This window comes from Halobacillus dabanensis (assembly GCF_900114165.1).
GTDB lineage: Bacteria > Bacillota > Bacilli > Bacillales > Halobacillaceae > Halobacillus > Halobacillus dabanensis.
In genome coordinates this window covers 327,915-352,662 of sequence record NZ_FOSB01000003.1, presented here as the reverse complement: position 1 = coordinate 352,662, position 24,748 = coordinate 327,915, and the positions used below count along the sequence as shown (strand labels likewise).

General features: G+C 38.6%; 27 protein-coding genes and 1 pseudogene. 10 read left to right on the top strand and 18 right to left on the bottom strand.

The window, feature by feature from the left end; translation table 11 throughout:
- Window positions 1–3: 3 nt before the first annotated feature.
- Genes BMZ58_RS07740 through BMZ58_RS07735 form a run of 3 tightly spaced genes read right to left on the bottom strand, consistent with a single transcriptional unit; the run spans window position 4 to window position 867 of the window.
- Window positions 4–468, bottom strand: coding sequence for a VOC family protein (locus tag BMZ58_RS07740; RefSeq protein ID WP_075035970.1), 465 nt, complete (start codon window positions 466–468; stop codon window positions 4–6).
- Window positions 461–622, bottom strand: coding sequence for an alpha/beta fold hydrolase (locus BMZ58_RS21050; RefSeq protein ID WP_167360048.1), 162 nt, complete (start codon window positions 620–622; stop codon window positions 461–463). The genes BMZ58_RS07740 and BMZ58_RS21050 overlap by 8 nt, the downstream gene beginning before the upstream one ends.
- Window positions 623–645: 23 nt before the next feature.
- Window positions 646–867 carry a hypothetical protein gene (locus tag BMZ58_RS07735; protein WP_075035969.1) on the bottom strand — a complete coding sequence of 74 codons (222 nt, stop codon included), beginning with the start codon at window positions 865–867 and terminating at the stop codon, window positions 646–648.
- 154 nt (window positions 868–1,021) lie between these two features.
- On the opposite strand from BMZ58_RS07735, the gene BMZ58_RS07730 reads away from it, so the two are divergent.
- Complete coding sequence (locus BMZ58_RS07730) at window positions 1,022–1,444, top strand: RDD family protein (protein WP_075035968.1); 423 nt, start codon at window positions 1,022–1,024, stop codon at window positions 1,442–1,444.
- Window positions 1,445–1,490: 46 nt separating this feature from the next.
- Here BMZ58_RS07730 and BMZ58_RS07725 read toward each other — a convergent pair whose 3' ends face one another.
- The 3 genes and pseudogenes from BMZ58_RS07725 to BMZ58_RS20660 all read right to left on the bottom strand — a co-directional run.
- Window positions 1,491–1,685 (bottom strand): hypothetical protein, encoded by a 195-nt coding sequence (locus BMZ58_RS07725; protein ID WP_075035967.1) that lies wholly within the window; start codon window positions 1,683–1,685, stop codon window positions 1,491–1,493.
- A 216-nt stretch (window positions 1,686–1,901) separates the two neighbouring features.
- Window positions 1,902–2,138, bottom strand: coding sequence for a hypothetical protein (locus BMZ58_RS07720; protein WP_075035966.1), 237 nt, complete (start codon window positions 2,136–2,138; stop codon window positions 1,902–1,904).
- Window positions 2,135–2,536 (bottom strand): annotated as a pseudogene (locus BMZ58_RS20660) (transposase); the annotation flags it as partial. The pseudogene BMZ58_RS20660 and the gene BMZ58_RS07720, both read right to left, overlap by 4 nt.
- Window positions 2,537–2,622: 86 nt before the next feature.
- On the opposite strand from BMZ58_RS20660, the gene BMZ58_RS07715 reads away from it, so the two are divergent.
- Window positions 2,623–3,066, top strand: coding sequence for a hypothetical protein (locus BMZ58_RS07715; RefSeq protein ID WP_075035965.1), 444 nt, complete (start codon window positions 2,623–2,625; stop codon window positions 3,064–3,066).
- Between the two features lie 68 nt (window positions 3,067–3,134).
- Here the strand turns inward: BMZ58_RS07715 and dnaN are convergent, their stop codons facing one another.
- From dnaN to BMZ58_RS07695, 4 genes are all read right to left on the bottom strand, one after another.
- A complete protein-coding gene (gene dnaN / locus BMZ58_RS07710) occupies window positions 3,135–4,253 on the bottom strand; it encodes a DNA polymerase III subunit beta (protein ID WP_075035964.1) in 1,119 nt (372 codons plus the stop codon).
- A gap of 148 nt (window positions 4,254–4,401) precedes the next feature.
- Complete coding sequence (locus BMZ58_RS07705; protein ID WP_075035963.1) at window positions 4,402–4,656, bottom strand: hypothetical protein; 255 nt, start codon at window positions 4,654–4,656, stop codon at window positions 4,402–4,404.
- Window positions 4,657–4,671: 15 nt separating this feature from the next.
- Window positions 4,672–5,352 carry a VOC family protein gene (locus tag BMZ58_RS07700; RefSeq protein ID WP_075035962.1) on the bottom strand — a complete coding sequence of 227 codons (681 nt, stop codon included), beginning with the start codon at window positions 5,350–5,352 and terminating at the stop codon, window positions 4,672–4,674.
- A 148-nt stretch (window positions 5,353–5,500) separates the two neighbouring features.
- Window positions 5,501–6,787, bottom strand: a complete 1,287-nt coding sequence (locus BMZ58_RS07695; RefSeq protein ID WP_075035961.1) for a histidine--tRNA ligase — start codon at window positions 6,785–6,787, stop codon at window positions 5,501–5,503.
- Between the two features lie 562 nt (window positions 6,788–7,349).
- On the opposite strand from BMZ58_RS07695, the gene BMZ58_RS07690 reads away from it, so the two are divergent.
- From BMZ58_RS07690 to BMZ58_RS07660, 7 genes are all read left to right on the top strand, one after another.
- Window positions 7,350–8,717: a TrkH family potassium uptake protein gene (locus tag BMZ58_RS07690; RefSeq protein WP_075035960.1), complete on the top strand. Its 1,368-nt coding sequence runs from the start codon at window positions 7,350–7,352 to the stop codon at window positions 8,715–8,717.
- 798 nt (window positions 8,718–9,515) lie between these two features.
- Complete coding sequence (locus BMZ58_RS07685) at window positions 9,516–10,541, top strand: hypothetical protein (RefSeq protein ID WP_075035959.1); 1,026 nt, start codon at window positions 9,516–9,518, stop codon at window positions 10,539–10,541.
- A 38-nt stretch (window positions 10,542–10,579) separates the two neighbouring features.
- Window positions 10,580–14,323, top strand: coding sequence for an RHS repeat-associated core domain-containing protein (locus BMZ58_RS07680; RefSeq protein ID WP_244151514.1), 3,744 nt, complete (start codon window positions 10,580–10,582; stop codon window positions 14,321–14,323).
- 16 nt (window positions 14,324–14,339) lie between these two features.
- On the top strand, window positions 14,340–14,786 hold the full coding sequence (locus BMZ58_RS07675; RefSeq protein ID WP_075035957.1) for a hypothetical protein: 447 nt from the start codon (window positions 14,340–14,342) through the stop codon (window positions 14,784–14,786).
- A 208-nt stretch (window positions 14,787–14,994) separates the two neighbouring features.
- Complete coding sequence (locus BMZ58_RS07670) at window positions 14,995–15,555, top strand: recombinase family protein (protein WP_075035956.1); 561 nt, start codon at window positions 14,995–14,997, stop codon at window positions 15,553–15,555.
- 36 nt (window positions 15,556–15,591) lie between these two features.
- On the top strand, window positions 15,592–17,037 hold the full coding sequence (locus BMZ58_RS07665; RefSeq protein WP_075035955.1) for a Mu transposase C-terminal domain-containing protein: 1,446 nt from the start codon (window positions 15,592–15,594) through the stop codon (window positions 17,035–17,037).
- On the top strand, window positions 17,030–17,842 hold the full coding sequence (locus BMZ58_RS07660) for an AAA family ATPase (RefSeq protein ID WP_075035954.1): 813 nt from the start codon (window positions 17,030–17,032) through the stop codon (window positions 17,840–17,842). Before BMZ58_RS07665 ends, BMZ58_RS07660 begins: the two co-directional genes overlap by 8 nt.
- Before the next feature lie 244 nt (window positions 17,843–18,086).
- Here BMZ58_RS07660 and BMZ58_RS07655 read toward each other — a convergent pair whose 3' ends face one another.
- From BMZ58_RS07655 to BMZ58_RS07615, 8 genes are all read right to left on the bottom strand, one after another.
- The gene (locus tag BMZ58_RS07655; RefSeq protein WP_208601408.1) at window positions 18,087–18,620 is read right to left on the bottom strand and encodes a 2'-5' RNA ligase family protein; all 534 of its coding nucleotides are present in this window, start codon (window positions 18,618–18,620) and stop codon (window positions 18,087–18,089) included.
- Between the two features lie 19 nt (window positions 18,621–18,639).
- Entirely contained in the window at window positions 18,640–19,014 is a 375-nt protein-coding gene (locus tag BMZ58_RS07650; RefSeq protein ID WP_075035952.1) for a hypothetical protein, read from the bottom strand.
- A gap of 288 nt (window positions 19,015–19,302) precedes the next feature.
- Window positions 19,303–19,560, bottom strand: a complete 258-nt coding sequence (locus BMZ58_RS07645; RefSeq protein WP_075035951.1) for a hypothetical protein — start codon at window positions 19,558–19,560, stop codon at window positions 19,303–19,305.
- Between the two features lie 60 nt (window positions 19,561–19,620).
- Complete coding sequence (locus BMZ58_RS07640; RefSeq protein ID WP_167360047.1) at window positions 19,621–20,025, bottom strand: DUF2268 domain-containing putative Zn-dependent protease; 405 nt, start codon at window positions 20,023–20,025, stop codon at window positions 19,621–19,623.
- A gap of 563 nt (window positions 20,026–20,588) precedes the next feature.
- Window positions 20,589–21,122: a DUF4269 domain-containing protein gene (locus BMZ58_RS07630; protein WP_075035948.1), complete on the bottom strand. Its 534-nt coding sequence runs from the start codon at window positions 21,120–21,122 to the stop codon at window positions 20,589–20,591.
- Entirely contained in the window at window positions 21,115–21,993 is an 879-nt protein-coding gene (locus BMZ58_RS07625; RefSeq protein ID WP_075035947.1) for a DUF4097 family beta strand repeat-containing protein, read from the bottom strand. The genes BMZ58_RS07630 and BMZ58_RS07625 overlap by 8 nt, the downstream gene beginning before the upstream one ends.
- A 185-nt stretch (window positions 21,994–22,178) precedes the next feature.
- Window positions 22,179–22,622: a glycosyl-4,4'-diaponeurosporenoate acyltransferase CrtO family protein gene (locus BMZ58_RS07620; RefSeq protein WP_083412606.1), complete on the bottom strand. Its 444-nt coding sequence runs from the start codon at window positions 22,620–22,622 to the stop codon at window positions 22,179–22,181.
- Window positions 22,622–23,722, bottom strand: coding sequence for a glycosyltransferase family 2 protein (locus BMZ58_RS07615; RefSeq protein ID WP_075035945.1), 1,101 nt, complete (start codon window positions 23,720–23,722; stop codon window positions 22,622–22,624). The genes BMZ58_RS07620 and BMZ58_RS07615 overlap by 1 nt, the downstream gene beginning before the upstream one ends.
- 74 nt (window positions 23,723–23,796) lie before the next feature.
- On the opposite strand from BMZ58_RS07615, the gene BMZ58_RS07610 reads away from it, so the two are divergent.
- Entirely contained in the window at window positions 23,797–24,675 is an 879-nt protein-coding gene (locus tag BMZ58_RS07610) for an alpha/beta hydrolase (protein ID WP_075035944.1), read from the top strand.
- The last annotated feature ends 73 nt before the right edge of the window (window positions 24,676–24,748 follow it).

The window sequence follows — 24,748 nt, the reverse complement described above, 5'->3', positions numbered from 1 at the left end:
AACCTAGGAACTCCCTTCTATTTTCCTTTCCCATTCACTTAAATACATCCGTCCGCTATGCTTTTCAGGATTTGCGAGTTTACAAATCAATTCCAGGCTGTTTCCATCCGGGTCATTAAAATGAATCTTGGCGTGAGCATGGTGACCAACCGCCATTACAAAAGGTTCAGTCGGCTCAAAACCGAATGCTTCCCTCGGTTCTATAGACCGCGCTTTCAACCATTGCACCGATTTCTTCAAATTTTCTAAAGAGACATAAAAAGCGATGTGCCTGATGGATGGATGATAATCAAGCTCCACTTTTTCCGATTCCCATAAACCGAGCCAGGACTTGTCCTTTTCAATCCACATAAAAGCAAGCCGGTCTTCCACACGATGATCGAACTCTAACCCCAGACGTTCATAAAACGGAATCGATCTCTCCAAATCGCGAACAGGCAAATGAGCTTCATATAGTCCTTCAATCATTGCTTTTTCCTCCGATCCATTCTCTTATTTCTTGAGCCACTAATTCTGGATCCTCACGGTAAAGGTCATGTCCGACATGTTTTATAGGCCGTACATCCAAATGGGGTATTTGCTTTTTCATGTTTCTGATCGCCAAATGACGCATTGGTTCCATCTCTTTTGATCACCATCCCCTCCTCATTCATCATGACCGTCGAAACCATTCCCACCTTGAAAATGCCTGCTTGCTTTTGCTCTGTTCAAATCGATTTGACTGGAGCGTTGATTCTTAGGTGACGGCTTTTGTTTATTGGCGATGGCTCCATAAAATTTATTTCTGTTCCAACCAAAGACATCACGCAAATAACCGAAGAGAAGTGGCAAACCAAGAAGAGCAACGAATCCAATAAGAACCCACATACGATCCATCCCTTCAAAAAGAGTGTTACCATAACATACGAATGAACCAGACCAAATGTTTCATTTTTCCATGCTAGGTAATAAAGATTAATAGCATCGCCACATTCCCGTATGTTAAAGTTTGTGAGAATGGACTTACATAGGAGGTAAGACAATGGAAGTACAAAACCCAGCCGGCTTTTGGAATCGATTAGGAGGGCGGCTTATTGATGCTGTGATCGTTACCGTCATTTTAGGAATAATCTTTTGGATTGTGTACGGCGAATTTTTACGGGATGGCTCCAGTATTTTTGATACTCTAGGGGTTGCCTACACCGTGATTGTGCCAGTCTTATGGTCAGGGTATACGATAGGAAGAAAATTGGTAGGCAACCGCATCGTCCGTAAAGATCATAGGAATGTCGGTATCGGGAAGATGTTGTTAAGAGAAGTAGTTTCTGCTTTCATTTACGCATTTTCGTTGGGGATTGCCCTCATCGTCAGTGCCTTTATGGTTGGCATACGAGAAGACAAACGAGCGATTCACGATTTTATCGCTGGTACGTATGTAACCCACAATCCACCCGGAAAAATGTGATCCACAGAGAAACGTGCACTCCTATAGGAGCGCACGTTTTTTCGTATCAACCATCTCCCCCCATCGGCGGTCCATTTCGCCAACCTTTCTCCCGAGCCACCGCACGTTCGACTTCCTTTTCCTGTTCCGTCTTTCTAATTGGTGGTTGACCTTTACGTTTGTTCTTTTTCCGTTTGTCCATGTAAACCATGAAGATAACAAACAATACTAAGAATAGACCCCATAAAACATTCAAAAGCATAAAACCCTCTCCTTTTCAGGGAATAATTCCCTCGAGGAAAAACTAGCAAACTGGTTTCAAGGTCTTATCTTCCTTTTCCTCTGCCATATCCCCTTATTCTATCCATTTCGTAATCTCATCTAAAGTAGAGATTACTTTTATTAGATTGCCTCTGTTAAAGTTTAGTGTCGATATTTATAGAAATAATAGGAATTCCAATTATATGGAAGTACTATATTATCTTATAAAGAACACTGTAGCCGCAAAAAGCATAACAATTGCACCAACAATATATTTATAGCCGCCCTTATCTTTCCGACCTTTGATAAATTCAACTGCAGTTAGCATATACGTAACAGATAAAAGACCGAGAACAATATATATCGGTATCTTATTCTCCATTAAAAAATAAGATACAAATAGCCCAATTACTATGATGAAGAGGATATCATTTACCCTTCTTAATATATTCATTCATTCTCCCTCCTCCCTTTTATTATCCTATCGTTCATTGTGAATTCATTTCGCTGATATTGGAGGTTCTCTAACACTTGAAACGAGGTAAGATTATTGTTCAAATACTTGGGTCGCCACCCCGTTAAATCGTTGTATCCATCCTTTAAGCCTTCGGTGGTAGTTGTTGATGTTCTGGATGTGATAAAGCCCCTTGGTGCGGATTTTACCGTCGAGTCTAACACCGTATTGGTGAGGTCCGTATTTGTCATTCGACAAGCTTTACAGCGGTATCGCTGTTTCTTCACTTCTTCACCATCGACTATTGTAGAGTATTCCCAAACAGAACGATATTTTCTGAATCACAATCAGGAACAGCGATAACCATCCTTATTCTTACGTTCCGAGATTTTTTGCAGTTCATCTGACATTTAAAATGAAGACTTGAATAAAAAGGATCCATTTGAAATAATTGGAATTATATACCATCAAGGGAGAGGGTAAAATGAAATCAAATCGCTCCATTTGGCTTCTTACTTTTATTCTAAGTATGCTTGTCTTACTTGCCATCTACGGATTCGGTTTCGACTTTCAATTTTTAAAGTATGAAGTAAATGAAAAAAATCAATTGGTCATGTACGAAGGATTAAGCGGTCCAAACCCCATCATAAATTCTGATGTAAGTAACGAGCAGGAAAGTTTGTCGGTGTTAGGAACCCACATGGACCGTTTTAATCAATGGGTGTTGGCAGCGGTTTTGATTACTCCCTTTTTCATCGCTTCCTATATTTTATTATTCAATGAAAAACGGATGAAACATCACCCTAAGAAAAAGAAGTATTTTTCCTGGACTCTGGCCACAAGCTTAATTTTCTTTACCTTATTCATTTTTATATGGATCCGATATATCAAGCTTATTAATGAGGCCTATCATAATGTGTTGTTTTAAAACCAAAAGCGCCATCCCAAAAACAAAAAATCGTGCTGAAATCGACCGGTGACATTCAGCACGATTTCTCATGCACGTACTGGCGAAATCAAATGGACTTGACTTTCATCCCCCTCACCTTGAATGACCATCGGCTTCATAAAATCATGAAAACGAATATCCACTTTCTTCCCATGTATCACCTTCAGGGCATCTAATAGGAAAGTACCATCCACATATACATCGACAAGATCATCCCCGGAACATTTATTAACGCGAATTACTTCTTCAATATTTCCTATTTGGGGCGTGTACGAGGAAATCCGCAACCGATTCCCTTCTATGAACTTCAAGTGTACGTTATGATTTCTCCATTCAGTTGCAAATAATCCAGCTCGGTCAACAGCCTCCATCAGTCGTAGTCTGTCGACAATGATTACAGTTTTCGTTTCATTAGGGATAAGGTCTGCCACATTCGGGTATCTCCCATCCAATAATCGAGAAGTAATGGAAGTACCCGAGGATTTGACCTGTATGTAGTGATCTGTAAACCATATACGGACGGTTTGTTTGCTTGACCGAAAGAGTTTGAGCATCTGTTTTAGTGCCGTTTTGGGGACCGTACAAGAGTTTTCTGTTTCTATGTCGATGTCTTGTTTCACCATCGCTAAACGCTGGGAGTTTGTTGCGACAGCTTGGGCTGTCCCTCCTGAGAAACTTAAGTGAACCCCTGTCAAAATGGGGCGGTTTCCATCAGTCGCAACAGCAAACATCGTTTCCCTGATCATAGAGAGAAATCTTGCTCCATTGATAGAAAAATCATCTCCAGCATCCAGTTCTGGTAATCGGGGATATTCACCTTCAGATAGTACAGATAAAGTCGTCTTGACATCACCAGCATGAATCGTTACACAACTCTCGGAACCTTTCTTCATATGGACATTGCCTGGAAGTTTTTTAACTAACTCCTGAAAATAAGACCCCGGCAGCACACAAGTCCCCGGGTGAATCACTTCTAGTGCAGTCTTTTCAGCTGGAATCTGCTTTTCAACTATAAGGTCGGAATTACTTCCTGTCAGTCGCACCCCATCCTCCGATGCCTCTATTTTGATCCCCTTTAAAATAAAAAGGGTCGACTTTTGAGAGATTACTGCAGCAACATCTGCAACCGCTTCGCTTAAAATCTTTTCATTGATGAAGAACTCCATACACTCATCCTTTATATTTGTCTATACTACTCCTTTCGACAAGAACATATGTACGTCCTTCTCCATACAGAAATTTATTGGCTCCTGAAATGGTATATCTGTAATTTGGCGGATATATGGACAAAAGCTACAGGTAAAGATCTAAAATCTAGCGGATATCCGACAAATACATAAGATCCACTCTCTGCATCCTCCCCGAAACCCGATAATCGTTAGAGTGCAGGCGGAAAAAATGACGCGCCCCTGTATATGTCGTATACCAGAGATTATTTATGATAAGAATTTCTTTCGTTTTCCCTTCCATTTTTATCGGATGAAAGGACGATCCGAAACGCTGGTCTTCCCGTTCAATGACTCCTAGTTCTCCCGTTTGATCCAACCACATTTCTCGAATTCCCTGCATCATTTCTTCCCCCTTTTAAAATGAAATGACCGAACATCGGCCCTGTTTATCTACAGTCAGTGAACCTTTTCCATCCACATAAACCTCTAATGGATAAATCTCAGAAACCTGATCAGAAAAAATCCACCTTCTCCCCCGTTCCACAAGTAAAAGATAACTGTGTGTTCCATTATCTCCCAAAAAATTAAGACATGTCCTCTGTATCGGTTCATTATCCCGAGATTTCAAGCCTGATCTTTCCAGTTCCCCCATTGCTTCCAAAACATTTGCCACAGTCAAACTAACTTCACTGATATCCTTTAAACATCCCGCTGAAAAAGCTTTTTCTTCTAAGTAGCACACATTCTTCCTTGCTATGAATTCAACCATATTTCCAGCTGGATCCCAAAAATAAAACGAACGCGCGCTCAACTGGGGAAACTCAATTTCATCTTCTCCTTCTTCCGTGTTCAACACCATCCGCTCCCTCGCCCACTTTTTGGCATCCGTAAAGAGATGGAATGGAATATTAAACGCAAAATGATAGAAAGGATCATCTCCCTTATCAGCCTGCATGAATTCCAACTCACTCTTTCCTACCTTCAAACGGAAACCTTCTCCCCGCTCCTCCACCAGCTCAAAACCAAGAAAATCTACATAAAATCTTTTCAACTTCTCCATGTCTTTTGTCAGCAAAGTCACTAATTTAATTTCCATCTTCATCACCATCCTATTTCTTACTTTAAAGATAGCGATTCACCATAAATCTTACGTCAGGTAGCAGGAGGATTTTCTCTACAACTTTAGGATGAAAAAGCACGACATCCTATATTCGGTCCGGCGTGCTCCATAGTGGTACTTAGAATCAGGATTCGCTGAACAGAAACCCTTCCTCCCGCTCCTGTCCTGTACGCATATCTTTCCAACGGTACACACCGTTCGCGACTTCTTTTTCTCCCACAATTACTACATTGGGAATGTTTTCTTTGTTTGCTCGGTTCATCGCCTTACCGATCTTTCTATTAGACAAATCAACCTCCACCCGGTATCCCTTCCCTCGTAGTTTCTGCGCAACTTTCAAAGCTTCTTTTAGTGTACCCATAGGGATGATATACACATCAACATCCGCTTCACTTGTTTCCTTTCTCACTAAAGTCATCGCTGTAAAAATGACATCCAAACCGAAAGAAATCCCTACCGTAGAAAACGGCTCCTCACTTCCTAACAGTCCCCCTACCGCATTATCATACCTGCCACCACTTCCAATGCTTGACTTCAAACTCTCGTCACGCATGAAAATCTCATAAATCGTTCCTGTATAAATTTCAAGTCCCCTTGCTAGGAACGGATTGAATTTGCAGTTATTATCAATTCCTAAATACTCGAGATAACCTTGCAGCTCTTTGATTTCTTCCATACCTTCGGCAAGTTCCTTATCTTCACTCACATAGGACTCAAAATAAGAGAGTTCTGTGTTAGTATCATCTATCAAAAATTGTTTTATGGACCGCACAGAATCATCTGGAACTCTTTTTTCCCCTAGTTCATCCAGCACCTTAGTAATCCCGATTTTTTCAAGCTTATCAAGTGTCAAAACAACGTCATCAAGTTTCTCCTCTGGAGTTCCAAATGTTTTCAAAAGCCCGATTAGCATCTTGCGGTTATTGTATTGGATGACAACATCCAGACCTAGCTGATCAAATGCGTCGAGTCCCATCATCATCAATTCCGCTTCGGCAATTTGCGAATCCACTCCGACAATATCCACATCACATTGCGTAAATTCTCTGAACCTGCCTGTTTTAATGGGCCCATCGCGGAACACTTTTCCGATTTCATACCTTTTGAATGGCATCGTAATAGTCGGGTTCATCGCGACCACCTTGGCAAAAGGAATCGTCAAATCATACCTTAACGCAAGATCACGCTCTCCTCTGTCGGTCAGTCGATACATTTCTTCCAATATCTCCGCCCCACCCGCATATTTGGATGCCATCAAGCGAGTATAGTTCAGAATCGGTGTTTCTAAAGGCTTGCATCCATATTTAATGAACACATCCTCAAGCGTCCGCTTCACCCGCCGTCTGACCCTTTCTTCCTCTGGTAAATAATCCTGGGTTCCTTTAACATTCTGATCCTCCAACTTTTTCATTCCAATTCCTCCTTATTTCCTAAAAAAACTCATTGATTCTTATTAAAGCTCTTCGTTCCCCACGATACGAATGGGAAAATGCTTTAACCCCTGTAGTTGTTCAGGGATCTTCCCAGTGGTGAATGTTGATTTCACGGGGCTTTGGCAGGAGTATTAGTCCTGCAAGTTATGGCTAGAGCCCCTCTAAACCATGTAGAAAACCTCCCCGTAATCCCAAAAATCGGAACCATTTTTCCATAAAAATCCATCATAAAATACAAAAAAACCGCATGAGATCAAAGCTCTTAACTCGATCCATGCGGTTCATGATAAATAGCCTTCCTATGTGCGATTCTTTAAAATCGGATAGCAAGACTACTAGTTATGATGATGTAGTTGTGTGTTAACATTTCTTAAATAGATCATGAAGAAACACACCTTTTCCGTTATTGTTATAGACTTTATCAGATACGAATCAAAATATCAATCATCACTCTCAAAAGCATTGTTGCTAAAACATTCATAAGGGAGTAGAATCCATGTATAGTCCAGTTAATTTTCTTTCATTTAAAAGGAGCTCACTATGTTACATACATTAAAACAGAGATTCAATAAGTTCTTTGATCGACTTACTCCTTTTCAAGTCATTGTTCTGTTCTACATAAGTGCTGTTGTGATCTCATCCATTCTGATCAGTCTTCCTTTTCTTCATAGAGAAGGAATTCACCTCAGTTTTATTGATACATTATTCACTGCTGTCAGTGCGGTAAGTGTGACGGGACTTTCAGTAGTCTCAACAGCTGACACATTCAATACACCTGGATACTTTGTACTCATGTTCATTCTTCAGTTCGGTGGCATTGGTGTCATGACCCTGGGGACATTCATATGGCTGATGTTAGGGAAAAAAATCGGTTTAAAGAGGAGAGAATTAATAAAAACCGACCAGAATCGTTCTACATTTGCAGGAATGGTAAAATTAATACGGCAAATTCTGGGGATCATCATCATTATTGAAGCTATAGGAGCGTTAATTCTAGGAATCTATTTTACCCAATACTTCCCCACTTTTAATGAAGCTTTTGTACAAGGCATGTTTGCATCTGTCAGTGCAACAACGAATGCTGGGTTCGATATTACCGGAACATCTCTTGTCATGTTTGAAAATGATTATTTTGTACAATTCATTAATATGCTGCTACTCACACTCGGCGCCATAGGTTTCCCGGTGCTCATTGAAGTGAAAGATTACCTTACACACAAACAGAAGAATTTCATCAATTTCTCTTTATTTGCTAAATTGACTTCCATTACCTTCGGAGCCCTTGTGATCATAGGGACTATTTTAATTTATCTGTTGGATCGCAACCATTTTTTCCAGGGGAAATCCTGGCATGAAGCTTTCTTCTTTTCCTTGTTCCAATCAGTAACAACCCGGAACGGTGGTCTTGCTACAATGGATGTCAGTGAGTTCACTACCCCGACATTACTTGTCATCTGTCTATTAATGTTTATCGGGGCTTCGCCAAGCAGTGTCGGAGGTGGAATAAGGACGACCACTTTCGCCATTTCGCTTCTAAGTATCATCGCCTATGCTCGGGGAAAAAGCAATGTGCGGATTTTCCGACGTGAAATCGATCCGGATGATATTTTCCGCTCCTTCATTGTTATCAATACAGCAATCGCCATCACTGGGCTGGCCGTCGTATTACTGAACTTTTTTGAACCTCAATTTACGCTTATGGAAATTATGTTCGAAGCATGTTCAGCTTTCGGAACCACCGGACTTTCCATGGGGATTACTCCTGACTTACATTTGGCTGGGAAAGTAATTATCATCTGTCTTATGTTCATCGGCCGAATCGGTATTTTCTCTTTCCTATTTATCATTAGAGGAAGAGGGACCAAAGATCGTTATCATTATCCGAAAGAACCTATGATCATAGGCTGAGTATCCTTTAAGTGATCAAGTCCATATGGTTGTAACATTACGGCTATAAAAGAAACAAAGATGCGATCGTCTACCCAAGAAGAATCAACAATCATGGAACATAAATACACCGCATGAAGTAAAGTTCTTCTTTGCTCCATGCGGTTTTTATTATTATTTTCCTGAGATAAATGGTGTGTTATTATTCTTCAACAGATCATTATCTAAAGTTTCCTTGATAACTTAAGGTATGGATTTTATATTTATTTTGCGTTGTTTTAAGAAATATCCAGCGCATCCTACCCTAAATAATGTCAGTCTATATAAGAACTGACACCCAATTGTTAATGTTAATAAAATCAACTTCCCCCCATATATTGAAGATTCAATTTAAGATAAAGCTCATCAAGCTAAAGTACCTTCCTAATGTCTTTCCATCCATAAACAATTTTTAAAGCCAGTGATTAGATAAAACTATTACCTTCCCCTCATTGTATCTCCAACTACATAAACTGACTGTGTAGAAGTTATATATTTCCATTTATTTTCCGGATTTCGTAGGTCTTTTTTTTGATATACACATTAGGTACTATATTCTTGTGTTTTGATTCCAACTATTAACCTGAACTTTTGCTACACCCTATAACTCTGTTACAGTTGCCTTTCTAATCGCCTATCTGATAAATCAATTAATAAGTAATCAGTCCCATACCTTTTTTATTAAATCTATATATAATTAATTTCATGTAATAAAAAAGAAATATTTGTAAGAAATAGAGAAAACAGCATCTAAAATGAGAAGAAAAGAGGGGTTGGGAAGTGTCCATCAAAGAAAGAAATTTTATCAAAAAATGCATTAGTTTACTGTTGGTGTTCACATTGCTGTTATCTTTGTTTCCGGTTGATATTTTTGACAAGGTATATTCTCAAGAAAAAATGAAGGAACCAGCGGAAAATGAAAGCTTTGATAATAAATTAGATAGAAAGGAAGTCATATCACAACGCTCTGAGAACTCAACTACCTATTTAAACATGGACGGAACCTACACTACTGAAATATCCGAAGAGCCAATTCACTACAAAGAAAAAAATGACGAACAGTGGGAACCAATTGATAATTCCCTTATTCCCACCCAAGAAAATGATGGTTACACAAACAGAGCAAATTCTTTTCAAACTTATTTTAGTAAAAACTCTAACGGTAATAATCAATTAATGGAAATTATAGAAGAAGACGTATCAGTTTCTCTAACTCCTGTAGGAAAGGATCATAACGTCCCTTCTTTAGTAAATAATGAACAAAGAAAAGTGCAAGGCAATATCAATAACACCTCAATCTTATATCCGAATCTATATCCTAATGTTGATGTAGAGTATACGGTGTCGCATGACAAGGTTAAAGAGGATATCATCCTAAAGCAAAAACCAGCTTTAGATGATCCTTCTCATTTTTCATTTAAATTAGATTTGCAAGGGTTAGATTATAAGGTACAGGATGATGGTAGTATCATCCTTGTTCATAAAAACTCCAAAGAACCAGCCTTTTATTTAGAGAAGCCGTTTATGTATGATTCTAGTAAACCGGAGGGGTATAAAGAAAACCCTGGTGTTGTAGCATTCTCTGAAGACTCCCTATCGTATGATATTGAGATGAAAGTCCATAAACAGGGTGATCAGTTATTTATCGACCTCCTACCGAATAGGGAATGGCTATTAGATAAAAAAAGGGTTTATCCAGTCGTAATTGATCCCACAATTGGGAAATTCCAACCTCAAGCTGAATTAGATGACACGAATATTAGAAGTTACTTCCCTAATAATACTGGGGGGCAGAAGCAACGGTAGGAGTTGGTACTTACAAAGATTCTGCTCAAACTAATAGTATTCGTTCTTTATTAAATTTTGATCTATCATCTATTCCAGTCGGTTCAAAGGTTGCAGATGCAAGGCTTAACTTATGGTTAGCATCCGTATGGAACGACACAGATATTAATGTAGATTTATATGAGGCAAAAAACTCTTGGACGGAGAATGGTGCAAGTTGGATTAAAAGAGATGGCATCAACAGCTGGTCTAAGGCTGGTGGTGACTACGCAAGCACTCCGTTATCTTCGGTTAAAGGTATAGGACATCTTACTGACCTCTCCATTAACTATAAATGGTCCATACCATCCGGTACAGTGGAAAAATGGATAAATAATAGCCAAACAAACACAGGGTTGTTATTAAAAGCAAGTGATGAAACTATTGCAACTTATAAAAAGTTTATTTCGGGTGACGACAGCTCTTGGAGTAGCAAAACACCGCTACTTTCTATCACTTACTATCCAGCTAGTCGGCTAGGTCTAGAAGATTATTGGAACTATGATCAGCATCCATTGGTTGATGGATATAGCTATACGAACCTAACATCAGGTAATAACATTATTCAATATACGGATTTTTCTGTAGAAGGACAAGGAGATTCCAGTCTAGAATTCATGCGTACGTATAACTCCAAGGCGGTCGAGAATTCACCGTTTGGATTTGGATGGACGTTCACAGGGAATGAAAGCGTACTAGAAGTACATGATAAAAATCAAATCGTCTATTCCGATTCAGATGGGACTGCACATACTTTTGACTATGATTCTCTAACAAATCTCTACGTTTCTCCTAAAGGTAAACATCTAAAAATAAGCAAGGTTTCTCAAGGGTATGAAATAACAGATAAATATGGATATAAAACTTATTTTGAAAAGGACCCCTCAGACAGACATACCAATGTTACCACGGCAAAAATACGCCACCAAGAAAATCTGCGTGGAAAACGCATTACCTATAAATATGATACTCAAGGACGTCTATCAAATATTAGTGACCCATCTGGAAGAAGTCTAAATTTCACTTATAATGCTAATGGGAAAGTTCAAAGGCTTGAATTTGAAGGCAGGAAGTTTGAATACAAGTATGATGCCAAAAATAGATTGATTGAAGTACTCCAATACCAGACAAGCACAGATTATACCAAAACAAAATACGAATATAATAATGATGGTCGTTTGACTGCAATTACCGACCCAAATGGACATCGGACCGATTACACCTATAACCAAGAGTTTTTGCAGAAGGTACAAGAACCGAGTCACGATGGGACATTACCTGATCCAGTTAACCGTCCTGGCACTACGTACACTTACGATATATTAAATAATATTTCCACCATGACTGAACCAGCTGAACCCAATACAACCACCTTCTATTCAAACAACAATTATGTAGTGACAAAATTAGAAGATGCAGAGGGACAGGTTACTCAGTTTGAACTGGATGACGACTATAACCATATTAAAATAACGGATTCGAAAGAAAATAATACGCTGCAATCTTTTGATGACAAAGGGAATTTGTTATCTATCACTGATTCAGAGTTAAATAAGACAAGCTATACCTATGACAGCCTAGGAAATCTTATTTTAGAAACTGATCCTGTTGGAAATGTAACCACCCATCAATATAATTCTTACGGTGATCTTATTTCAACTAAAGACCCTAAAGGAAATACGACTTCTTTTCTATATGATTCTTACGGTAATTTAACAAGTCAAAAAAATCCCGATGGATCTACAGAAAATTATGGGTATGATGAAAAACACAACTATGTTATAAATCAAACAGACATAGCAGGAAACATTATCAGCAACACAACGGATTCAGTTGGGAATACAACGAGTGTAACGGATGCTAAAGGTTCATTGACAAGTTACCAATATGATAACAAGAATCAGTTAACTGAAGTTACTGATGCGCAACTAAAGAAAACCATTTATGAGTATGACAAGTCAGGCAACAGATTAAAAATGGTCAACGCGAAAAACAATTCAACTTCTTACGTATATAACGGCATGAACTTACCTACTGAAATTAGGAATTCATTAAACCAGACAATTAAACATGATTACGATGAAAATGGAAATCCAACTAAAGTGACATTTCCATCGACAGACGAAGTCTCTTATACGTACACCAAGTTGAACCAGTTAAAAGAAACTAGGATTAATGGAGTAAAGCAATGGGATTATACGTATGATGAAAATGGAAATGTAGTGACTATTACAGATTCCAACCAACAAAGTAAATTTTACACGTATAATTCTAGAAACCTTTTATCAAAAATAACGGAAGGTCAACATATTAAAGAATATCAATATAATCCTAACCAATACCTCACGTCTCTAAAAGCGAAAGTTGGAGAAGCAACCTTTTCTCTTGGTTTTATTCCCAATGAATTAAATCAATTAGAAACCTTAAAGCGTAATGACAATACCCTTTCAACATACAAATATAATCAAATGAATTTAATTGAATCAATGACTTTTAGTAATGGAACCAACACAAATTTCGAATATGATACAGCTAATAGAGTAAAGATTTTGACCACTAATAGTCCCACGGGTGACATACTTAGTCAGTTATCATATAGTTACGATAAAAATAACTATATTTCCAATGTAGAAACTAATTACGGAAAAATAGCTTATCAATATGATCAATTAAACCAATTAACCCAAGAATCATTGGTAGATGGATCAACTATTAAGTACGAATACGACAGCGTGGGCAATCGAACGAAAAAGATTATTATTAAGGAAGCGACTACAGATATCACTTCGTACACATATGATGAAGCAGATCAACTTACATCTGTGAACGATGTAGAGTATCAATATGATTCCAATGGAAACTTAATATATGACGGAAGTAAAACCTATGTTTACGACGGGTTAAACCAGCTAATCGAAGTAAAAAACAGTTTAAACCAGACACTTGCTAAATACGATTATGACGAATCTGGAAATCGAACCAGCAAGACTACTTCAACAGGTATAGTTTATTTCCATTACCACGATGACAAGGTTATATATGAAACAGATTCAAACAATTCTATCCTTGCTGAGTACACATGGGATGATAACGGACTTCCAGTGACAATGACAAAAAATGGTAAAACCTATTACTATCATCTGAATGCTCATGGTGATGTGATATCAATTACCAATTCTACTGGAAGTAAAGTTGCTGAATATCAATATGATGCTTGGGGAAATATTTTAACACAATCAGGGACTATGGCTTCTATAAACCCATATCGATACGCTGGATATAGATATGACACAGAAACCAATCTATATTATTTGCAGTCTAGATATTACAATTCAAAAGATGGCCGTTTTACCACAAGAGATGCTTTTCATGGATTTGAAGAGGAACCAATTTCTCAAAATCTTTACACTTATACTAAAAATAACCCAGTAATGTATGTTGATCATGATGGCCATAACCCTGTTCTAATACTTGCTGTAATTGTCATAAGGGGACTAACTAAAAAATTTGGAAGCAAAGTAGCATTATCTGCTTATAAATCCATAAAACCATGGCTGAAAAAGGTTAGAAATGAACCCAGAAAATACAAAATAAAAGTAGAGGAGCCAAATTATAAAGGAAAATTTAGTATAAAAGTATTTAAAAAAGGGAAGTCAACACCAATTTTTAGGTTAGAGTTTCATCATGAAAATGGAAGGTGGGACCTTCATTATCACGAAGGAACTAGGCGTAAATCCCTTTGGAGATCGAAAAAAATCAGATAATTGGGAGGAATATTAATTGAATAATGACTGGGATAGATTGCTTAATATACTGAATTTAACTAAAGAAAGTAGACAAAAAGCCCGATTAGAATTAATTATATCCAATCCAAACTGTGAACCAACCATAGAGGTACTTGAAGAATTGCGAAGCTTTATCGAAAAGGAGTTTTCTACCTCACCCAATAGTTGTTATGTGGCATGGTTTAAAAGGTCTGAAACAAACCCTGATGAATCTTATCTAATGAAAAAAAATATTACATTTAGTAAAATTCCAAAGTTACAAAGTTTATGGAATAAATTAATGGGTGAATATATGATCTTTTTTCCAGATAGAAACAAAAGATTAGATAGTAGTCTTGGTGATGAAGAGGAAATTATAGGGGAAATATTGACTACCTATGATAAATGTTTCATCAAAGCTCCTGATGGAAACGTTATTCTTCACCTATACATGCAACACTAAGCTAATATACTTCATATATTAGTCTGCCAATTAGTTGAAAACTGGATTTAGAAAAACCGTATCAAAAATGAATGTTTTTGATACGGTTTTTCTTGTTTCCCTTTTCTTTTTAATTTCATAAAAAATCCGTCTTAAAATATTGCTCAAAAACTACGTTTCATATACCACCCTTTATGATAAAATTTTATTGAAAGGGTGGTATTTTTATATGAATCAATATATTTATGGGTACGCAAGAGTGAGTACCCGGCAACAAGAATTATCACGGCAATTAGATTTATTGAAAAATTACAACTGTAATGAAATTTTGACAGAAAAAATGACTGGTACAAAATCACACCGACCAGAACTCGACCGTTTAAAAGATAAATTAAGACCTGGAGATATTGTCATAGTAGAAAGCTTTTCAAGATTAGGACGAAGTACAAAAGATTTAATTGATTTAGTTAATTATTTTGAAGAAAAAGAGGTGAAATTGATCAGTATTAAAGAAAATTTCGATACTGCTACACCACAAGGCCGACTAATGATGACCGTTTTTCAAGCTTTTAGCCAATTTGAACGCGATTTGATCGTAGATCGAACAAAGGAAGGTTTAAAAAGTGCTAGAGCTCGCGGAAGAAAAGGTGGAAGACCAAAAGTAAGGGAAAAACATGTAATTAAGGCTATGAACCTTTATAACACTGGAGAGTATAGTGTGAAGGAAATCGTAGAAATGACTGATATTAGTCGTGCAACATTATATAGGTACTTAAGTGCTTTGAAATAAAGGTTTTTAATTTATATTGATAGGGAGTGATGACCCATGAATGGTAAACTTCCCCCTCTTTCTTCTTCCTCAGAAAAAAAGAGACTAGATGCAATGAAAAAGTATGAAATTATAAAGCCTTATATCTTAGAACAAAAGCCAATTACTTATATCTCTAAAGAGAAACACATACCAGTCCGAACACTTCAATCATGGGTTCAAAAATATAATCATCAAGGATTGAAGGGACTTATCAGAAAAGAACGATCTGATTTTGGAAAAATAAGAATTAACAAAGATATTTCTGGTGAAATCGAAAGACTAATATTAACTAACCGAAGAGCCACTATTACTTCAATCCACCGAAAAATTTGTAAATTTTGTGAGAAAAGAAATTTAGAAAAACCTAGCTATACTCAAGTTTACTCCACTGCAAAGTCACTTTCCCCTGCTCTAAAGCAACTAGCACATAAAGGAAGAAAAGAATATCAAAACTCATATGATCTTGTTCATCGGTCAGAGGCAACCAAGGCAAATGAAATTTGGCAAGCAGACCATACATTGCTAGATATTTTGGTATTTAATGAAAAGAATAGACTAGAGCGCCCCTGGTTAACCATTATAATGGATGATTACAGTAGGGCAGTCGCAGGATATTTCCTTAGTTTCAATGCTCCTTCTGCTATTCAAACATCTTTAGCCTTACATCAAGCTATATGGCAGAAAGAAAGAAAAGATTGGAACGTATGTGGCATACCAGAAAAGTTTTATACGGATCATGGTAGCGACTTTACTTCAAATCATTTAGAACAAGTAGCCGTTGATTTAAAAATGAACTTAATCTTTTCAACAGTTGGTGTACCACGAGGTAGAGGGAAAATTGAGAGATTCTTTTTGACTATTAACCAACTTCTACTACAAGATCTTCCTGGATATATTGGAAATAATTCTACGAAAAGCCATCTAACCTTACAAGAGTTAGATGGTAAATTAAGTGATTTTATTGTAAGCATTTACCACAATCGTTCTCATGGAACGACAAAAGCTGCGCCAATAGATCGTTGGAGACAATCTGGTTTTCTGCCGCAGATGCCTGAAAGTCTGGAGGACTTAGACCTTTTATTATTGAACGTCGCTAAAGCGAGAAAAGTACATCCTGACGGTATTCGATTTCAAGGGCTTAGATATATCGACACTAACTTGGCAGCCTACGTTGGGGAAACAGTTATCATTCGTTATGACCCTCGAGATCTTGCTGAGATCCGTGTGTTTTATCAAGATAAATACCTGTGTACCGCCATTGCTCCTGAAATATCTGATTACACAATTGACCTAAAGGATATTGTTTCAGCAAGAAATAATCGTAGAAGGAATCTTAAAAAAGAACTAACTAGCACTCAAACTGTGGCTGAAAGCATCGTAATGACGAAACAAAACAAAGTAGAGGGACCATCAGAAAAAAGTAAACCTAAGTCAAAACTGAAGAGGTACTATAATGAATAAAACTAAGGGGTTTATTGAGACAAAAGAATATAAAAGGTTCGCTGAACTTTGTGATGCTTGTATAAGGTATAAATACATTGGTATTTGTTATGGATTGCCCGGTGTTGGAAAAACGTTATCGTCCAGATACTACTCTAATTGGGACTATGTAGAGCAGCAAATCTCTTATAAAAAAGGAAAAGAACTTGGTGAAAATGCAGATGGGAAAATATTGGATTGTCGAACGATTTTTTATACTGCTCCGGCTGTACGAGCAACAAAAATGACCGACAATATTAGTACCATAGGTGGTTGGCTTGAACTAGTAAAAGCTATATATAAGGTTAACAAAATGAATCAAGAAGAAAATTATTCGTTTGCATGGGACGAGGACCTAGATTTAGTTATAGTGGATGAAATCGATCGTTTAAAGATGCAAAACTTAGAGCAATTAAGGGATATTTATGATCAGAATGATATTGCCATGGTATTAATTGGAATGCCAGGAATAGAAAAACGCTTAGCAAGGTATCCTCAATTATATTCTCGAATTGGTTTCGCACATGAATTCGATAAATTAAGTAAAGATGAAACCCACCATATATTACAGTATAAATGGGAAGAATTAGGTTTCTCCATTAAAATGGAAGACTTCTCTGATTATGAGGCAATCTCTAGTATTATTAGAATAACGGGAGGTAACTTTAGACTTATACAAAGACTCTTTTCTCAAATTGATAGAATTCTGGAAATAAATCAGTTAAATACGATCACTACAGAAGTAGTTGAAGCTGCACGGGATAGTTTAGTCATTGGAATTAAATAAAAAACTACCTTGAAGTAGTTTTTATTTGTGTCATTTAACGCAAAATAATATCCAAAACTACGCCATTTAAATAATAAATTGATAAACTTAAGGAGAAGAACTCCTATTGAGAGAACCAATAAACAAATCAAAACAAAGACAGGACTGATCCAAAGCGAAGGAATAAGATAGCCTACTCCGACAATTACAACAAACCAGCCGAGGACAAAAGAACAGCTTGCTATTATATCCAACAACGTTTTCATTATGATCCCAAAGGTAAATCCACGAGTTTCTCGTATTTATTCGGTCCGGCCTCCTTAAACACTCGGATAAAATGAACATCGAAAGACGGATATGGACTCAATAATTTCGTTGCTGCCTTTTCCATCTCTCTTAACTCCTGTCCACTTATTCCATAACTCGTCTTCGCTAACGTCATGTGGGGTACATAATCATCCAGTTCAAAATATTTTTTTAGCAGATGCGGCGCAGGACCGATCGCCTTAACTATCCTGGCATGGATTGCTTCAAGTTTTGAAGATTTCATGCTCAAATATAAAACATCCTCACCAAAGAATGAAGGCTCACCGAGCATTATTGTAAAAGGGCTGGACGTGTTACAAATCCTTTCCACCTTACTCATCCAATTCTGGTCTGGAGTCAACCCGCTCTGAGCTTTCAAAGTAATATGCGGCTCGACTACTGTTTGTTTTTCATGGAACTTCCATTGGTTTTGAAAATCTATCACTCTTTGTTTATAATCCTTTGGTGGGACAATTCCTATGAAAAATCGCAAAACATCCCTCCCCCGATATCTAATGAAACTTATAAACCAATAGGACATCAATCACTAAGAGCAGCACACTTAGTATGGCACTCCCATATATCCACTTTTGTCCCTCTCTCGCCCACCATAATGCTAGAGACGTTATGGAAAAAAACAAAATTCCTGCCTGTAAATGTTGGATTCTCCTTTGTTTTTGAAAAATGTCCAACGCTTCATTGGAATCACCTTCAGATGCTTCCCGTGTAATTGCCTCTCCGTAGAAACGATAAGAGATTATTTCATACCCGCCTTCCTCTTTCACCTCTAGTTTTTTGTAACCAAGGACAGGCATATCAATGGAAAAGGAAAATAATAGCACCCCAATGATAACAAGGAAAATCTTAGCTATCACACTTCTCTTCAATATATCCCCCTTCCTTATCTTCACTTTGAAACCACTTTGATATCTGTAACTAAAAGGGTCAAAATTACCCCTTCACTCCTATAAACAGAACAACTAAATATTCAGGGAAGAGTCTTGAAAAGGTGTATGAAACAATGCAAAAATCATAAACGGACAAATCGTCCTTCCTGTAACAACAAACCGAGTAGGCAGAGTTACTTCATGTTCCCGACCACAAAAACTACAGGACTCCTGTCCATATAAAAAATCAGCCTTCACCATTTGCCACCAGGAATCCAACACGTAAAATCAGCGAATACCAGGGATTATTAAGGAATGGTCGATAAATATTCTACAGTGTATCCTCAATATCCCACCGAGCGTCACCTTCACTGGTTTTGTTTCCCCATTGTCATATTTCAATTCACCAGTTAACGTCCCTCTTAACGCAAGACCCAACCTCTCATCCTGTAACTGCCCATTCATATATAGCCGTTCGCCATGGAACCAAGTATTTTCCACTGTAATCGTATGGCCGTCATAAATCGTTTCAAAAATCTTTTTCATAGAAAACACCCATCATCATATTAAATTTCCAGGTTGCCAATTTCATCCTCTAAATCCTCTTCAGAAAGGACTCTCTTCGAGCATTTCCTCTGAAGAGATGTTCGTCCATTCTTCAAGCATAGCATCCGGATTTTCCTTGATATAACCTTTTACAATTTGATAACCGATCCGGTACATCGCTAATTCCGGAATCCCTTCGCCAGGATAACCGATTTGAAAATCTCCATGGACGACCGGGTCTGTAGAATCTAAATGGTTTAGAAAAATTTCCACTGTCCCCTTTTTATAACACCTCTTAACGGCTCTGTTGAACGGCTTTTCACATCTGCATAGATCATCTAAATCCTGGATCCCGTTTTTGATCGTTTCTAACATAAAATCCTGATTCTCTGTAAGATAGGATAGAGTTTTCTCCAGCGATTCTTTATTTTCCGGTGGAGTAAAATGCCAATCATTCGCACTCACCAGTGAATATCCTCTTTCATCTCCGAAGGCTTGTGTGCGTAATGACTCCAATACGCTTGAATGATACATAGCATTTAGATCAACCGTATCTCCTAATTTGTGAGGTAATCTTTAAATTCCTCTTCCTATGTAATTATTTCAAAGTTTTGGCCTTTGTAAGTAAGCGACTTTAAATCATGGTCCGGGACATGAGCTCCTTCCTCTTTCCCTCCCCCACAACCAACAAGCAAAGCCAGGATTATTATAAAAAACCATCATGCAGACTCTTGAATTTCCTCATCCTCCATTAAACGGTATACCTTTTCTACGATCCCTTAAGAATTACGTTTCAAAAAGTCATAAGGAATTGAATTTAATCCATCGCCTAATAGGGGAATAAACGAAGGATCTGTAAAAAAGAATAACTGACAGCCAACAATCCGGCTCCTGCTACCACCGATGTCAGAAACCGTTTCTTGTCCGTCCCTTTACGTAGTTCCCAAATGCTGGATGCAAGGAAATATATTCCGACTAAGAATAAGGTGAATCGCAAAAAATACCACAGAAAAAACACACTATCCCACCTACCGTTTTAAATTCATCTCTTCCCCATACAGGGTTAACCCCCGATAAGGATCACCTTCGATTCCCAATAGTTCACAAAAAGCTTGTTCTGTTTTAAAGCCTCTCTTCCTCAATTGGAGCACTTCTTCTCTCAACCTTGGATTTCTCCTCATCAACTCTTCTTCAATAAGCATATGAACATAGGCATTTTGCTGACCTACTGGCTGAGGTTGGCCAAATAGTTCAAACTGGAAGCCTTGAAAATGAAAATTCGCTTTTACAACTGGTCGGTTTCTGATGCTTTTCTTTTTCATAGAAAAGCCGTCCAAATCACCAAAATACGCAAGCAGTCTCCTTTCGAATGATAGACAATCATAAACTTCCATTATGATATCAATATCGGAATCCTTTACATCCAGTCCAATGGGAATTGTTCCACAAATAACAGGTTGATAGGAGTTGAAATCCTCAAGGACGTGCAAATTCCCAATGACTTTATAGGCCTGCCGCTGTTTAGGTGTCCCGTTTTTCATACGCTCATAAAGTTCATTCATTTCCCCTCACCAGTAGATCCCCCGAGCTCGATTCAGCGACTACGGAAACTTTACCTTCTGCCTTTTTGCCAAGTACTTCATGGTTCTTCCTCACTTCAAAATCCATTCCCTCTAACACCACATCCACCTCGCCGGAATTAGATTGAAAATCAACAGAAACAGAATCTGGTGGTTCCTCTACTATAAAATTAAAATCTCCACTGGATGTAGAGGCTTTCATATCCCCTGACAATCTTTTAGACTTGATAGATATTTCCCCCGAGGATGTTTCAAACACACCCGTTCCTGGATCAAAGTGCTCCCCAATCACTTCCCCGCTCCCTGTGGATATTTGAGCATGATTACTCTGTACACGGTTCAGAAATACATCTCCGCTGGAAGTCTGGATTTTCATGTTCGTGTGTTCCAAACCTTGAATTGTCAGATCTCCTGAACTGGACTCGTATGTCGAGTGACTTGTGCTCACTCCTTTCACATCGATATCTCCCGATGATGTACGGACCATTAAAGATCCTAACCTTTCTTGAGGAATTTCCACTTGAAGGGTTACATTTTTCCAAAGTCCCACACCGAACCGGGTATCTTTTTCGATTACTTCAATCCGAAGGTCTTCACCCTCATGGTTCGTTTCTAAATGGAACCGATCTTGGTCTTTCCCTTTCACCCCGCCCGATAATGTGACTTTAACGTCTTCCCGCTCGGCTTTCATCAGCTCCACATCCACAGACATCTTTTCCAGTAGAATATTCCGCACCTCTTCAGGAAAAATCCGTTGTTCATGTATAGAATGCATGCCTTTTAATGCTGAACTTTGGTAAACCATTATGCTTGCTATAATCACAACGATTAATACAATAAATAGATATTCCACAACTTCCTGCTCCTTTTCACCCTCTATTATCGCTCCATTTAAAATTCGCCATTTTTTGCTAAAAACCTTCCTTTTTCATCCAAATAAAAAACCTGATCACCATCTATGATCAGGGGGTTGCATCAATATTCCGATTCTTTATTTCAGCACAAAAAACCACTAATACGTCAATAAGATAAATCTATCTAACTCCGCCTCTTCTGCTTTACCTGCTCCACTCTCGCACGATTGTACCTTTGCACCATAATGAAAGGGCAATTGAACAGGATCGCATAAGCCACCATCACCCAACCTGCCCATGGAGGATTGAATAAAAAGAATAACGGAGCCGGCAGCATTTGCAGCCAGTGCGATAATTCCGAGCGGTTCGTCTGCCACTCGAATATATATAAATATTCCATTTTCCTAATTTGTGCCACTGTCTTCTCGCGACGGAACCATTTCCGCGCCTCCGGCAAACGCCCTTTCCACACTTTGACGCCCAGCCGCTCATACACACGCCCGTTTCGCTCCCAGTTTTTCAATCGATATAACCACCGAAAGTTTGCAACAAATGATCGCGGAACGATAGAGACAAGACCACTTACCCCCAGATGAATACATAACAATAAAATGATATTAATGAGCACTAGGACGATCTCCTTTTCTTATTGGCGATCGTCCGCCCTTTCCAGGTGGTTTGCTTGAGAAAAAATGAAGTGACCAAGGAGTAAGAGAAGACACCTACAAAAAAGACAAAATGTACAGGGAAAATCACCGCATCATACCAGCGGAAACAACCGATATCTATTAAAATCCGGTACAACCAAACGACGAGGAACAGGTACCCAATAAGCCCCCACCACCCTAGATCAGGCAAGTTGATCAAAAAAGAGACGACAGCAGTAATCCAAAATATATTTGCAAGCGAAAACCAGGGGGATGCTGTAGTGGCTCCAGTTGCGAAACTTTTCCCCCACCCCTTGATGACATTTTTCACATTCGCTTCATACATTCTCATCTTCAATACCTCACGACCACTATAAGCATACGTAGGAAAACCTTTCACAGCTGCACGCCTTACAAAAGCCAGGTGTTCGACGATATCACTCCGGATCGATCGGTGTCCGTCCAGCTCCCAATACGTTTTTTGATCAATGATCAAACAGGGGCCAAACCCTCCTTTTTCACTCTTGAAAACCGCTGTAATTCCTGAGGAAGCAATGACGACTAAATGGAACACGGCAGATAATTTCTCCCGAAAGGAACGCATCTCGTGATAGGGGTGGATGGTCATTACAGCTGCTGAACCTTTTTGTTCAAATACTTGCATCAATCGCTCGGCCCCATCTTCCACGAACCATGTATCGGCATCGAGGAACATAAGTGTTTGACCATTCGCCACTTTTGCTCCGTTATAACACGCCCATGACTTGCCCATCCAATCTTTGGGCAGCGGTGGATTCTGCACCACTTTCACACCATAAGACTCCGCTACACGTTTTGTCCCGTCCTCAGAATCATCATCCACGACAATCACTTCTCGATTGGGAGAAGGAGAAGATAATAATGATGGAAGCAACCGATTCAAGTTCTCTGCCTCATTGCGAGCTGGTATGATAATTGTGTACATCTTTGTATTCTTACATTGTTCAAAGGGAAAAGATATTTTATGCCAAAAAAGGACGAGAGTTAATGTCATAGCAGCGATTGTGATCCACAAACCGTTCACCTCCCAGCGTACTTCCATTGTCACCTCTCCAACTATTGATTATACGTTTCTATCAGCGGGTACAATATATAAAAAAAGAGAGAGGTTCCTCCATGTTTAAAATTCTGATAGCACGATTACTTCGCCTTTTCCCCAATCAAGCGGAAAGTAACCTGATGGTCCCTTTCCTACAGGTTCACAAAAAAGAAGACATTTTAATCGATACAACGGTTCAACCTGCATACATAAGCTGCTATTACCCTTCCAACCCATCTGGAAAGCAGTTGCCGGTATATATCAACCTCCATGGCGGGGCTTTTATCATGAATGAAAAAAAGATGGACGATCCTTATTGCCGTTTCCTTGCGAATCAAACAGGCTGTGTAGTCATTAACATCGACTACGCGAAAGCACCGGAATATCCTTTTCCCCACCCTATAGAGCAATGCTATGAGATTTATCTTTGGCTTCGGTCCCATGCCAGCGCGCTGCATATCGATGGTGACAGAATGATGGTCGGCGGCCAAAGCTCTGGGGGCAATATTGCAGCCGCCCTCTGTCTTCTTCTTAAAGAACGGGGCGTATCGCAGCCACTGCTGCAAGTCCTGGGTTATCCAATGCTCGATTTTGTCACCCCTCATGGGGACAAACCGGAACCGAATAAATGGCGGGCAGAATATCCCCAGGTCGCCCATTTTCTAAACCGTTGTTATGTACCAGGAACAAACGATGCGGCACATCCGCACGCGTCTCCTGTAAAAGCGGAAAATATAGCAGGGGTTGCAAAAGCGTTATTGATCATCCCAGAACATGACGCTTTTTCTATGGAAGGAAAGTTTTATGCTGAAAAGCTGGAGAATGCTGGTGTTGAGGTGAACCTTCATATATTCGATGGCTGTTCCCATGCATTCACCCACCTTGGCCCTCGCGAAAAAGCAGAAGAGGCATGGCTGCTTATCGCTGAAGAAATTAAAAATATTATAAAAATGTGAAATAATTTTGTCGAAATCTATTATTCTTTGTCGCCTTGCTCCATATCGATTATAATAACGAGGGATGTACGTA

Bases quoted from the DNA above. Each gene is read 5' to 3' on its own strand.
- BMZ58_RS07730 (WP_075035968.1), top strand. From the start codon at position 1,022: ATGGAAGTACAAAACCCAGCCGGCTTTTGGAATCGATTAGGAGGGCGG.
- dnaN (WP_075035964.1), bottom strand. From the start codon at position 4,253: ATGGAGTTCTTCATCAATGAAAAGATTTTAAGCGAAGCGGTTGCAGAT.
- BMZ58_RS07645 (WP_075035951.1), bottom strand. From the start codon at position 19,560: ATGAAAAAGATTTTTGAAACGATTTATGACGGCCATACGATTACAGTG.
- BMZ58_RS07660 (WP_075035954.1), top strand. From the start codon at position 17,030: ATGAATAAAACTAAGGGGTTTATTGAGACAAAAGAATATAAAAGGTTC.
- BMZ58_RS07715 (WP_075035965.1), top strand. From the start codon at position 2,623: ATGAAATCAAATCGCTCCATTTGGCTTCTTACTTTTATTCTAAGTATG.
- BMZ58_RS07610 (WP_075035944.1), top strand. From the start codon at position 23,797: ATGTTTAAAATTCTGATAGCACGATTACTTCGCCTTTTCCCCAATCAA.
- BMZ58_RS07695 (WP_075035961.1), bottom strand. From the start codon at position 6,787: ATGAAAAAGTTGGAGGATCAGAATGTTAAAGGAACCCAGGATTATTTA.
- BMZ58_RS21050 (WP_167360048.1), bottom strand. From the start codon at position 622: ATGGAACCAATGCGTCATTTGGCGATCAGAAACATGAAAAAGCAAATA.
- BMZ58_RS07725 (WP_075035967.1), bottom strand. From the start codon at position 1,685: ATGCTTTTGAATGTTTTATGGGGTCTATTCTTAGTATTGTTTGTTATC.
- BMZ58_RS07720 (WP_075035966.1), bottom strand. From the start codon at position 2,138: ATGAATATATTAAGAAGGGTAAATGATATCCTCTTCATCATAGTAATT.
- BMZ58_RS07705 (WP_075035963.1), bottom strand. From the start codon at position 4,656: ATGCAGGGAATTCGAGAAATGTGGTTGGATCAAACGGGAGAACTAGGA.
- BMZ58_RS07740 (WP_075035970.1), bottom strand. From the start codon at position 468: ATGATTGAAGGACTATATGAAGCTCATTTGCCTGTTCGCGATTTGGAG.
- BMZ58_RS07735 (WP_075035969.1), bottom strand. From the start codon at position 867: ATGTGGGTTCTTATTGGATTCGTTGCTCTTCTTGGTTTGCCACTTCTC.
- BMZ58_RS07630 (WP_075035948.1), bottom strand. From the start codon at position 21,122: ATGAATGAACTTTATGAGCGTATGAAAAACGGGACACCTAAACAGCGG.
- BMZ58_RS07670 (WP_075035956.1), top strand. From the start codon at position 14,995: ATGAATCAATATATTTATGGGTACGCAAGAGTGAGTACCCGGCAACAA.
- BMZ58_RS07690 (WP_075035960.1), top strand. From the start codon at position 7,350: ATGTTACATACATTAAAACAGAGATTCAATAAGTTCTTTGATCGACTT.
- BMZ58_RS07665 (WP_075035955.1), top strand. From the start codon at position 15,592: ATGAATGGTAAACTTCCCCCTCTTTCTTCTTCCTCAGAAAAAAAGAGA.
- BMZ58_RS07615 (WP_075035945.1), bottom strand. From the start codon at position 23,722: ATGGAAGTACGCTGGGAGGTGAACGGTTTGTGGATCACAATCGCTGCT.
- BMZ58_RS07700 (WP_075035962.1), bottom strand. From the start codon at position 5,352: ATGGAAATTAAATTAGTGACTTTGCTGACAAAAGACATGGAGAAGTTG.